The organism is Streptomyces sp. NPDC004284, from assembly GCF_042874035.1.
Lineage (GTDB): Bacteria > Actinomycetota > Actinomycetes > Streptomycetales > Streptomycetaceae > Streptomyces.
In genome coordinates this window covers 89,549-100,816 of sequence record NZ_JBIAMJ010000024.1, presented here as the reverse complement: position 1 = coordinate 100,816, position 11,268 = coordinate 89,549, and the positions used below count along the sequence as shown (strand labels likewise).

The window sequence follows — 11,268 nt, the reverse complement described above, 5'->3', positions numbered from 1 at the left end:
CCGGTCCTGGGCGCGCGGCTGGGTGGGGGGGCGGGGGCCCTCCCGGTCGGCACACGCCCGCGGGGGGGGGGGGGGGGGGCCGGGGCCCCCCCCCCCGGGGGGGGGGCCCCCCCCCCCCCGGGCCCGGTGCTCCCGGTCCGTCACACGGACCGGGAGCACCGGGCGGTTCAGGCGTCGACCGACTCCGTCAGACGCCCGTCCTGGACCGTCACCGTGTGGTCCGTACGGGCCAGGTGCGCGCGGTCGTGGGTGACGAGGACCGTCGCCGTCTGCCGCTCGACCGTCAGCGTGGCCAGGAGGTCCATGACCGCCGCCCCCCGCTCGTGGTCCAGGGCGCTCGTCGGCTCGTCGACGAGGAGCACCGACGGCTCGTTCATCAGCGCCCGCGCGATGTTCACCCGCTGCCGCTGACCGCCCGACAGCTGGTGCGGCCGCTTGTGCGCCTGGTCCGCCAGGCCCACCGCGTCGAGCAGCTCCATGGCCCGGCCCTGGAACGCCTTCGGCGCGCGCCCGGACAGATGGGCCATCACCTGGAGCTGCTCCACCGCGCTCAGCGAGGGCAGCAGGTTCGGCTGCTGGAAGACGATCCCGATGCGCTCGCGGCGCAGCTCCGCCTTGGCGGCCGGCGTGAGCGACGCCGTGTCCGTACCGGCGACGACGACCCGGCCCGAGTCCGGGGTCACCAGGGTGGCGGCGACCGCGAGCAGGCTGGACTTGCCGGAGCCGGACGGGCCGACGACGGCCGTGAGCGTACCGGCGGGGACGGTGAGGGAGACGGCGTCGAGGGCGGTGAGCCGGCCGTCGCCGTCGGGGTAGGTGAGGGTGACGGTGTCGAGGACGAGGCTCATCGGGCGCTCCCGAGGGCGGTGAGGGGGTCGACGGCGGTGATCCGCCGGATGGACAGGGCGGCGCCGAGGACACCGAGGACGATGATCACGCCGGCCGGGCCGAGGACCGTGAGCGGCTCCAGGACGAAGGGCACGTTCCCCCCGCTGACCAGGGCGCCGATGCCGACCGCGAGCGCGGTGCCGAGCAGGGTGCCGGCGGCGAGCATGAGGACCGCCTGCCCGAGGGCGTCCTTGAGGAGGTACGGCGTGGAGGCGCCGAGCGCCTTGAGGACGGCGACGTCACCGCTGCGCTGGATGGTCCAGACGGTGAAGAAGGCTCCTATGACGAGCGCGGAGATGGCGAAGAGGAAACCGCGCATCAGCTGGAGAGAGCCGTTCTCGGACTGGTAGGACCCTATGGCGGTCAGCGCGCCGTCGAGGGTGCGGGCCTCGGTGCCGGCGGCCTTGTCGCCGGCGGCCCAGTCGACGCCGTCGCCGCTCAGCGCGATGACGGTGGCCTCCTCCTCCGAGGTGGTGCCGTTGTGGCCGACCTTCTGCCAGTCGTCGAGCGAGGTCCACACCACGGGGGTGTGGCTGTACGAGGCGTCACCGGAGACGGCCGTGACCGTGACCTCCAGCTGGCCGAGGCGGACGGTGTCGCCGGCGCTCACGGCCAGCTCCTCCGCGGCCGACTCGGACAGGACGACCTTCCCCGCGCCGACCTTCTCGGGAGCGAGACCCGCGTCCGGCTCCGAACCGAAGGCGGAGACCGCGGCGGTGTGCTCCCCGGCGACGGCGTTGAGGGTACGGATGCCGAGCGGGTCGGCCTCCGTCACACCGGGCTGCTTCGCCCATCCGCCCCACTGCTTCTCCGTCACCGTCGAATTGGTGAAGGAGGCCGACTGCCCCGACGGCGGAGCCGCGAAGGCCAGCCGGTCGGCGGACAGGCCGGTGATCGCGGAGATGTTCTCTCGCGCGAGTCCGGCGGTCAGCCCGGACAGCAATCCCACGAGCAGGGTGATCAGCACGATCACGGTGCCCATGAGGGTGAAACGCCCCTTGGCGAATCTCAGGTCTCTCCATGCCACGAACATGCTGACCAGAGTGGTCCGTGAGGTGCCCCGCGGGCATCGCGCCACGGATTGCTCCGGTATCAAACTTTCGGTTGAGTCCGGATTGTCTCCCGCTGTCTACGCTGGAGGAATCATGGATCCACGCTCGCTCACCCCCGCCCTCCGCGCCCTGCGTCTCTGTCTGCACCTCCTGATGGCGGGCCTGCTCGTCCTGGCGGCGGTCCAGGCGCACTCGACCACCGGGACGGTGCTGGCGGTGGTCACGGGCCTGGTCTACGCGGCCGGCTCGTACCTGCCGGCCGTGCGGAACACGCAGCGGGGCGCCGCCGTCTGGCTGGCGGTGCTCGGAGCGTCCTGGCTCGTGCTGCTCTGGTCCACCCCGGAGGCGCTCTGGCTGGCCTTCCCCCTGTACTTCCTCCAGCTGCACCTGCTGCCCGTGCGCTGGTCGCTGCCGGTGGTGGCGCTGACGGCGGGCGCGGCGATCCTCTCGTACGTGGGACACGGCGCCCCGCTCAACCCGGGGGTCTTCATCGGGCCGCTGCTCGGCGCGGCGGTCGCGGTGGCGACCGTCCTCGGCTACCAGGCCCTGTACCGGGAGAGCGAGCGGCGGCGGCGGCTCATCGAGGAGCTGATCGCGACGCGGGCGGAGCTGGCGGCGGCGGAGCGGCACGCGGGGACGCTCGCCGAGCGGGAGCGGCTCGCACGGGAGATCCACGACACGCTCGCGCAGGGCCTGTCCTCGATCCAGCTGCTGCTACGGGCGGCCGAGCGGGTGCTCCCGCCGGACTCCCCCGCCGCCGGGCACATCGGCCGGGCGCGCGAGGCGGCGCAGGACAACCTGGCGGAGGCGCGCCGCTTCGTCCGGGCGCTCTCGCCGCCGGACCTGGAGCACGGCTCCCTCGCGGCGGCCCTGGAGCGCCTGTGCGAGCCCGTCACCGGAGTCACCCCGGGGGCGGGGCCGCGGGTCCGCTTCTCGGTGAGCGGCACGCCGGTCGAGCTGCCGACCCCGTACGAGGTGGCACTGCTGCGGATCGCGCAGTCGGCGCTGGCGAACACGGTGCGGCACGCCTCGGCCTCGCGGGCCGAGATCACCCTCTCCTTCATGGACGCGTCGGTGACCCTGGACGTGGTCGACGACGGCCAGGGCTTCGACCCCGTCTTTGTACGCCCTTCCTCCGACGGCGGCTTCGGGCTTCCGGCGATGCGCTCGCGCGCGGAGTCGCTGGGCGGCACGTTCACCGTCGAGGCGGCGCCCGGCCAGGGCACCGCCGTCGCCGTCTCCCTCCCCCTCCCCGCTGGAGCCTCCGCATGACCATCCGACTCCTCCTCGCCGACGACCACCCGGTGGTACGGGCGGGCCTGCGCGCGGTCCTCGACACCGAGCCCGACTTCGCCGTGGTCGCGGAGGCGGCCACGGCCGAGCGCGCGGTGGAACTGGCCGCCGCCGGGGACGTCGACGTGGTCCTGATGGACCTGCAGTTCGGCCCGGGAATGCACGGCTCGGAGGCGACGGCGGCGATCACGGCGACACCGGGCGGACCGAAGGTGCTGGTCCTGACCACGTACGACACGGACGCCGACATCCTCGCCGCGGTGGAGGCCGGAGCCTCCGGCTACCTCCTGAAGGACGCCCCGCCGGAGGAACTGGCCGCCGCGGTCCGGACCGCGGCCGCCGGCCAGTCCGCGCTCGCCCCCGCGGTCGCCCACCGCCTCATGGACCGGATGCGGACCCCCGCGGAGGCCCTGACCAAGCGCGAGCTGGAGGTCCTCCAGCTGGTCGGCGAGGGCCTGTCCAACCAGCAGATCAGCAAGGCCCTGTTCCTCAGCCAGGCCACGGTCAAGTCCCACCTCGTGCACATCTTCGCGAAGCTCGGCGTCGACTCGCGCACGGCGGCGGTGGCCGCGGCGACGGCCCGCCGGCTGATCAGGCGCTAGCGGGCGGTCAGGCGCCGGGCGGCGGCGGGGGACCGAAGAGCTCCACGGCCCTCCGCACACCCGCGAGCCCCTCGGCGAGCGCGCTGACGGAGCCGACGCACCCGGCGATGACCAGCAGCGAACGGCGCAGCCGCCGCACCTCGGGGTCGCCACTGAGCGCCATGGCGTCCAGCGCGGCGAGCTCGTTCTCCGCGATCCCCCGGTCGGCGAACTCGACCCGGTGCGCGGCCAGTTCACGCCGCAGTCGGGACACGGCGGACCGCAGCCCCTCCACCCTGGGGTCCACACCCTCGCCGGTCACTCGCCTCTGCCCCACGCCTCGCAACATGGTTCTCCCCCCGCACAGCACTGTGCGCAGAACTCCGTACGACGAACACTCCGAGCCGACCCCCCGGACGGCGGTCGGGCGCCGTGAGTCGCGGGTCAGTTAACTCCTTCGCCACCCCACCGCGCCACCCTTGGTGTACGGAATTCAGGCGACCGTGTGATTCCGCCTCATGAGGTATGCAGTCCCCATGACAACGACACACGATCGCCCCCCCGTCGTCGCCGGACTCCTGCTCGCCGCCGGGGGCGGCAGGCGGCTCGGGGGGCGGCCCAAGGCGCTGCTCCCGCACCGGGGGCGACCGCTGGTCGAGTACGCGGTGGGAGTGCTGCGCGGGGCCGGGTGCGAGGTGGTGCACGTGGTGCTCGGGGCGTCGGCCGACGCCGTACGGGAGCGGGCGGAGCTGCCCGGGTGCGTGCTGGTCGACAACCCGGAGTGGCCGGAGGGCATGGGCTCCTCCCTCCGGGCCGGGCTCGCCTCCCTGGCCGCCGATCCACGCGACGTGGACGCGGCACTGGTCCTCCTGGTCGACCAGCCGGGGATCGGGACGGAGGCCGTGGCGCGGGTCCGGGCGGCGTACGACGCGCGGGACGCGCTCGCGGCGGCCTCGTACGAGGGGAAGCGGGGCCATCCGGTGCTGTTCGGCGCGGACCGCTGGGCGGGGATCGCCGAGGGGGCGGTGGGCGACCGGGGGGCGCGGGACTATCTGGCGGCGCACCGGGATGCGATCACGCTGGTGGACTGTTCGGATGTGGCCGAGCCCTATGACATCGACACGGAGGCGGATCTGTCCCACCTGGATTGAACGGGCTGGCACCGAGCGCCATGTTCTGTCGATCCGGAGAATCTCGACATCAACAAACCATTGAACTTCCACCATGAGGAAACTAGTATCCACTGTTCAGAAGCCCCTGCTAGTTCAGAGGGCGCTCGCGGCCGTATCTCGGCGCCTGCGGCACTCCGTGCCGCCCCGTGACGCCCGGCGGCCGCCTCGCTCCGCCCGTGAAGTCCGCTGAAGGAAGTGACAGTTCATGTCCGCACCAGCGCCGTCGCCCCTGGCCGTCGTCGATGCCGAGCCCCTCCCGCGTCAGGAGGAGGTGCTCACCGAGGCCGCCCTGGCCTTCGTCGCCGAACTGCACCGGCGGTTCACCCCGCGCCGGGACGCGCTCCTCGCCCGACGGGCGGAGCGCCGCGCCGAGATCGCCCGTACGTCCACCCTGGACTTCCTGCCGGAGACCGCCGCGATCCGCGCCGACGACTCCTGGAAGGTCGCGCCGGCCCCGGCGGCCCTGAACGACCGCCGCGTCGAGATCACCGGCCCGACCGACCGCAAGATGACGATCAACGCGCTCAACTCCGGCGCGAAGGTCTGGCTGGCCGACTTCGAGGACGCCTCCGCGCCGACCTGGGAGAACGTGGTCCTGGGCCAGGTCAACCTGATCGACGCGTACACCCGGAACATCGACTTCACCGACCCGAAGTCGGGCAAGTCGTACGCGCTGAAGCCGGCCGACCAGCTCGCCACGGTCGTCATGCGGCCGCGCGGCTGGCACCTGGAGGAGCGTCACCTCACCTTCGACGGACGCCCGGTGCCCGGCGCGCTCGTCGACTTCGGCCTCTACTTCTTCCACAACGCCCAGCGTCTGATCGACCTCGGCAAGGGCCCGTACTTCTACCTCCCGAAGACGGAGTCGCACCTGGAGGCCCGCCTCTGGAACGACATCTTCGTCTTCGCGCAGGACTACGTCGGCATCCCGCAGGGCACCGTCCGCGCCACGGTCCTCATCGAGACCATCACGGCCGCGTACGAGATGGAGGAGATCCTCTACGAGCTCCGCGACCACGCCGCCGGCCTGAACGCGGGCCGCTGGGACTACCTCTTCTCCATCGTCAAGAACTTCCGTGACGGCGGAGCCGAGTTCGTCCTGCCGGACCGCAACGCGGTCACGATGACGGCCCCGTTCATGCGCGCGTACACCGAACTCCTCGTCCGCACCTGCCACAAGCGCGGCGCGCACGCGATCGGCGGCATGGCGGCGTTCATCCCGTCCCGCAAGGACGCCGAGGTCAACAAGGTCGCCTTCGAGAAGGTCAAGGCCGACAAGGACCGCGAGGCCGGCGACGGCTTCGACGGCTCCTGGGTCGCCCACCCCGACCTGGTCCCGATCGCGATGGCCTCCTTCGACGCCGTCCTCGGAGACAGGCCGAACCAGAAGGACCGCCTCCGCGAGGACGTCCACGTCGAGGGCCCGGAGCTCATCGACATCGCCTCGCTGGACGCCCACCCGACGTACGACGGCCTGCGCAACGCGGTCCAGGTCGGCGTCCGTTACATCGAGGCGTGGCTGCGCGGCCTCGGCGCCGTCGCCATCTTCAACCTGATGGAGGACGCGGCCACCGCCGAGATCTCCCGCTCCCAGATCTGGCAGTGGATCAACGCGGGCGTCGTCTTCGAGAACGGCAAGACCGCCACCCCCGAGCTCGCCCGCGAGGTCGCCGCCGAGGAGCTCGCCGCGATCCGCGCCGAGATCGGCGAGGAGGCCTTCGCGGCCGGCACGTGGCAGCAGGCCCACGACCTGCTCCTGCACGTCTCCCTGGACGCGGACTACGCGGACTTCCTGACCCTCCCCGCGTACGAGCAGCTGGTCGGCTGACCCGACCCGTACGGCTGATTCGGCTGCCCGCACAGCCGCCGACAGCAACCTGAGCAGGGCCCCGCCCCCGGTGTCGCACAGCGCCGGCGGCGGGGCCCTGCCGTCGTTCCTGTGATCGCACAGGCGACGTGACGGAACCGAGATATGCAGCTACCTAGCGGTAATAAGCCACGCCGTGCGAGATTCCGCCATGCCACCGGCCGGCGGCTGTCCCCCACGTCACTGCGTACCGCATACCGCAGGAGCACAGCCATGCCTTCGACCCCCCACCGTGCGCTGCGCGCACTCCTGGCACTGTGTACCGCCGCCGGGCTCGCCTCCGTCGCCGCCCCGACAGCCGCCGCCGCGCCCGGCGCCGGCCCCACCGCCGTCGTCACCATGGGCGACAGCTACATCTCCGGCGAGGCCGGCCGCTGGCAGGGCAACAGCCTGACCAATTCCGGCAGCCGCAACGGCACCGACCGGGCCTGGACGGGCAGTGCGTACGACCCGTCCCGGGTGTACGGCGCCACCGCCGGCGGCTGTGACCGCTCGGACACCTCCGAGGTGAAGAGCGCCGGTCCGATCGCGAGTTCCCTCATCAACCTCGCCTGCTCCGGGGCGACCACGAAGAACGTCTTCCGCGCCTCCCAGGGCGGCGAGGCCTACAAGGGCGAGGCACCCCAGGCCGACCAGCTGGCGGCGGTGGCCGCCGCCAACGACGTCAAGCTGATCGCGCTGTCCATCGGCGGCAACGACCTCGGCTTCGCCGACATCATCTCGACCTGCGCGACCGACTACATCGTCTGGTACTCGTACTGCCACGACGACCAGCAGGCCGAGGTCGACGCGAAGATCGACGGCGTGATGGCCGATGTCGGCCGGTCCATCGACGAGATCAGGGCGGTCATGACCGCCGCCGGATACGCCGCCTCCGACTACCGGATCGTCCTCCAGTCGTACCCCTCCCCCATCCCGCGCGCCGCCGAGAACCGGTACGCGGAGAGCGGCTGGTCCCGTACGAACACCGGTGGCTGCCCCTTCTGGAACGCCGACTCCGACTGGGCCCGCGACTCCCTGGTCCCGCAGGTCGCCGACCGTCTCAAGGAGGTCGCCACGGCCAAGGGCGTGCAGTTCCTGGACCTGCGGAACGCCCTCCAGGGCCGTGAGGTCTGCGCGAAGGCGAGCAAGCAGGTGACGGCGACCGTGCCGCCGTCGGCGACGACGAGCGAGTGGGCGCGCTGGATCGACAGCCAGAGCACGCAGGGCCTCGTCCAGGAGTCGATGCACCCCAACGCCTACGGCCAGCAGGGCCTCGGCCGTTGCCTGGCCCTGGTCTACGCCCGCCCGACGGGGAACCAGAGCTGCCGGAACACGGCGGGGGCGGGGCCGTCGGGGATGTACCTCACGGCGGGGTAGCGGTCACGGTCACGGGAGTGCGATGCCGAGCGGGCGGAGGACCCGCTCGGTCTCGTGCCGGTCCGCGGCGGCCATCGCGCGGACCAGGGCGGCGGAACCGCCGGGCCAGGCGGCCGCCGCCGTGTCGAAGGCGGCGCGGCGGGACTCCAGGGGCCCCTTCTTGGCGGGCAGCGCGTCCAGGACGTGCAGGGCCCGGGCCGAGGTCCGCACCTGGATCGGGTCCGCCTCCTCGCCCCGCTCCCGCAGGGCGTCGAGGGCGTACGCGCCGATGACCGGGTCGCGGAGGGCACCGCGCAGGGCCTCGGGCGGTGCGCCGGCCGTGTCCAGGACGGCGAAGAGACCGCGGGTGGCGGCCGCCTCCTCGGTGCCGGCGTGGACGGTGCCGAGGGCCGCGAGCAGCTGGGACCAGGCGTCGGCGGTGTCCACGCGCGCGCGGAGCCAGGCGGCCAGTACGCGCGCGGCGACGGACGCGGACCAGCCCCCTGCGGCGGCGACCACGTCCGGCGCGGTCCAGGCGAGGGCCTCGGCGGCGTCGGGGGCGGCGACCCCGCGCACTCCGAGCAGGTAGCGGACGACGCCCGCGCCGCGCGGGGTGAGCCCGAAGGCGTCTCCGGCGCGGAAGACCAGGCCGGTGGCGGCGAGGTGGTCGAGGACCGCGGCGAGGTCGCGGGCCGGTCCTTCGAGCCGGGCCCGGTCGTCCTCGGTCGGCTCGGCCGTGCCGAGGAGGCGCGTGAGCTCCGCCAGGGGCGGGACGGTGTACGTGTCGGATGCCGCGTCCGGTACGGGTACGGGCAGGTCCTCCAGGTCCGGGTCGACGGCCCAGTCCTCGTACTCGGCGGCCTTGCGGGCGACGGACTCGGCGGAGCAGCCGCGCTGGTAGACCGCGTACAGCAGGTGCGGCGCCTCGCCCCCGTAGGGCTCGAACTCCTCCTCCGCGAGCTCCTCGACGGCGGCGATGAGGATGTCGGCGTCCTCCTCGACGGGCCCGCTCTCGATCGCGGGCGGCGGGGGCGCGGGGGCCGCGGGGTCCCCGTAGTAGTCGAGGTGCTCGTCGAGGAGGGCGTCGGCGAGGACGAGGTGCGGGAAGGCGTCGGGTCCCGGCGCGAACCGCGCGTACGGGCCGGCGAGCTGTTCGGCGAGCCCCGCGGCGGTCCAGCGGTCCTGGAGGGCGGCGGCGAGCTGCCCGATCCCGGTCGCGACGTCGTGGTCGGTGAGCAGCGGCCCCGAGGCGGGGGGCGTCTCGGCGTCCCGTACGTACGCGCGCGTGAGCGCCTCGGCGAGCAGGACGTCCGCGAGGGCCGTCCGTCCCATGAGGTGGGCGCGGTGCACGCCGTCGGGGAGCGGCGCGCCGTCGAGGGCGGCGAGCCTGCGCCGTACGTCCTCGGGGTCGGCGAGGTCGGCGCCGACGGTCCGCAGGAGCGAGGCGTACCAGCGGTGCCACGTGAGGTTGCCGGGGTCGTTCATGGCGCGTTCGAAGTCCGGCGCGGACTCGGCGACGGCCACCGCGATCCGCTCGTGCCGCCCTCCGTCGAAACGGGTGGCGAGGACTCCGAGGACGGCCGGATAGGCGGCGAGCTCCCCGGGCGGCGCGTACACGAAGGTCGGCAGGTCCTCCACGAGGAGCTGTCGCACGAGCCCCGGCGTCGGCTCGGGCAGCCCTGTCGCCCGGTCCGCGCCCCGCAGCGCGAGCAGCCCCAGGACCGCTTCGGCGGCCCGCGCGAACGCGGGGTCATGATGCTCGGGCGCTCCGTCGAGGAAGCTGTCGAGCCCGGTGTTGGTGAGAACGGTCCCGGCCACGCTTCCCAGGGTAATTCCGGGGGGCCGGTTCCGGCGGGCAAGGGCCATGGGTCAGGAGTGTCGCCGCAGGCCGCGGACCACCTGGGCCATGTGCTGGACGTGGCCGGCCCGCAGCCAGACGGCGGGGGTGCCCGCTCCGGCGGTTCCCGATCCGTCCGCGCAGGAGGCGAGCCAGCGTTCCCCCTCGCTGAACCCCGCTCCCCGGAAGTCCTCCGCTTCGACGATCTCCCGGACGAGCGCGCGGACCGCTTCCGCGTGGTCGGGCCCCTGGGCGGGCACCCGGCCCAGGAGGAAGGTGCGGTCGGTGGTGTAGCGCACGACGCCCCAGGGAGAGCCGCCGCCCGCGGTGCTCGGCCGGTCGACGCCTCCGGTGTGGTCGGCCCCGTAGTCGCCGTAGGTGACGCGTGCGCGCGGCCGTTCGGGTCCGTCGACGAGCATGTGCCAGAGGTCCCAGTCGAACCGCTGGGCCTCCGCGAGCGGAGCCCCGTAGCCCTCGGGGAACGTCCGGGGGAACGAGCCGGCGAGCACGGCGGTCGTCCGCCAGTGGTGGAGGGGGCCGAGCAGGCCGAGGGCGCGCAGCGCCCACTTCTCCGCCGGCCAGTGCTCGTCGACGACCCCTCCCACGTCCAGCAGGAGGTCCACCGGGCAGCGCGCGAACCCGATCCGTTCGACGAGGACACCGACCTCGTCCCGCAACCGCTCGTCGGGGAGCGTGCGCAGGAACACCCGGACTCCGAGACCGTTTCCGCTCGCGCGGGCGGCCTCGGCGGTCGCCACCTGCTGCCGGACGTCCCGCTCGACACCGGTGACCGGCCGGAGCGGGGTCCCCGCCAGGCCGTGCCGGAACTCCGTGACGAGGTGCCACGGCTCGTCCTCCGCGTGGAAGGCGTCCACCCAGGCGGGCAGACCGCGCTGCACGACCGTCAGGCGGCGCAGCGCGGTCCGCAGGTGGCAGGCGAGTGCGGACGGGTCCGGGTCGAGCGGACGGAACGGGCGCGTGCCCAGGGCGCGGGCGCCGCCGACCCGGGGCGGGACGCTCCAGAGCGGCGCCACGCGCGTGCGTACGTCCGGTGCCAGCCGGTCGTAGGCGGCGAGCGCGCCGAGCCGTGCCGGCAGGGCGGGTACGTAGAGCGGTTCGGACATCGGCTCGGTCATCGGCTCGGACATCGGCGCCCCCCAGCGGCCCGTCGCATCCCCTGGTCGCAGGGTGAGGGGCGGCGGGTCTCGGCGAAAGGGGGCGATTCCGGCCAGGGGGCGTG

The 11,268-nt window shown here is 73.7% G+C and carries 10 protein-coding genes; 5 read left to right on the top strand and 5 right to left on the bottom strand.

Translation table 11 applies throughout. The annotated features are described in order from the left end of the window. Nucleotides 1-167 precede the first annotated feature (167 nt). A complete protein-coding gene (locus ACFYUS_RS36900) occupies nucleotides 168-848 on the bottom strand; it encodes an ABC transporter ATP-binding protein (RefSeq protein WP_388862296.1) in 681 nt (226 codons plus the stop codon). Further along, a complete protein-coding gene (locus ACFYUS_RS36895) occupies nucleotides 845-1,921 on the bottom strand; it encodes an ABC transporter permease (protein ID WP_388862294.1) in 1,077 nt (358 codons plus the stop codon). Before ACFYUS_RS36895 ends, ACFYUS_RS36900 begins: the two co-directional genes overlap by 4 nt. A gap of 112 nt (nucleotides 1,922-2,033) precedes the next feature. Between ACFYUS_RS36895 and ACFYUS_RS36890 the strand changes: the two genes are divergently transcribed. Further along, complete coding sequence (locus ACFYUS_RS36890) at nucleotides 2,034-3,212, top strand: sensor histidine kinase (protein WP_388862292.1); 1,179 nt, start codon at nucleotides 2,034-2,036, stop codon at nucleotides 3,210-3,212. Next, on the top strand, nucleotides 3,209-3,835 hold the full coding sequence (locus ACFYUS_RS36885) for a response regulator (RefSeq protein ID WP_388862290.1): 627 nt from the start codon (nucleotides 3,209-3,211) through the stop codon (nucleotides 3,833-3,835). Before ACFYUS_RS36890 ends, ACFYUS_RS36885 begins: the two co-directional genes overlap by 4 nt. A 7-nt stretch (nucleotides 3,836-3,842) precedes the next feature. Here ACFYUS_RS36885 and ACFYUS_RS36880 read toward each other — a convergent pair whose 3' ends face one another. After that, entirely contained in the window at nucleotides 3,843-4,163 is a 321-nt protein-coding gene (locus tag ACFYUS_RS36880) for a DUF5955 family protein (RefSeq protein ID WP_388862288.1), read from the bottom strand. 187 nt (nucleotides 4,164-4,350) lie between these two features. Here ACFYUS_RS36880 and ACFYUS_RS36875 point away from each other — a divergent pair, with 187 nt between their 5' ends. The 3 genes from ACFYUS_RS36875 (at nucleotide 4,351) to ACFYUS_RS36865 (ending at nucleotide 8,212) form a co-directional block, all read left to right on the top strand. After that, complete coding sequence (locus tag ACFYUS_RS36875; RefSeq protein ID WP_388862286.1) at nucleotides 4,351-4,965, top strand: NTP transferase domain-containing protein; 615 nt, start codon at nucleotides 4,351-4,353, stop codon at nucleotides 4,963-4,965. A 226-nt stretch (nucleotides 4,966-5,191) separates the two neighbouring features. Continuing rightward, entirely contained in the window at nucleotides 5,192-6,814 is a 1,623-nt protein-coding gene (gene aceB, locus ACFYUS_RS36870; protein ID WP_388862284.1) for a malate synthase A, read from the top strand. Between the two features lie 252 nt (nucleotides 6,815-7,066). Next, nucleotides 7,067-8,212, top strand: coding sequence for a GDSL-type esterase/lipase family protein (locus ACFYUS_RS36865; RefSeq protein ID WP_388862282.1), 1,146 nt, complete (start codon nucleotides 7,067-7,069; stop codon nucleotides 8,210-8,212). 9 nt (nucleotides 8,213-8,221) lie between these two features. Here ACFYUS_RS36865 and ACFYUS_RS36860 read toward each other — a convergent pair whose 3' ends face one another. Both ACFYUS_RS36860 and ACFYUS_RS36855 read right to left on the bottom strand, forming a co-directional pair. Next, on the bottom strand, nucleotides 8,222-10,009 hold the full coding sequence (locus ACFYUS_RS36860) for a hypothetical protein (RefSeq protein WP_388862280.1): 1,788 nt from the start codon (nucleotides 10,007-10,009) through the stop codon (nucleotides 8,222-8,224). Between the two features lie 51 nt (nucleotides 10,010-10,060). Next, entirely contained in the window at nucleotides 10,061-11,176 is a 1,116-nt protein-coding gene (locus ACFYUS_RS36855; protein ID WP_388862278.1) for a hypothetical protein, read from the bottom strand. Between the last annotated feature and the right edge of the window lie 92 nt (nucleotides 11,177-11,268).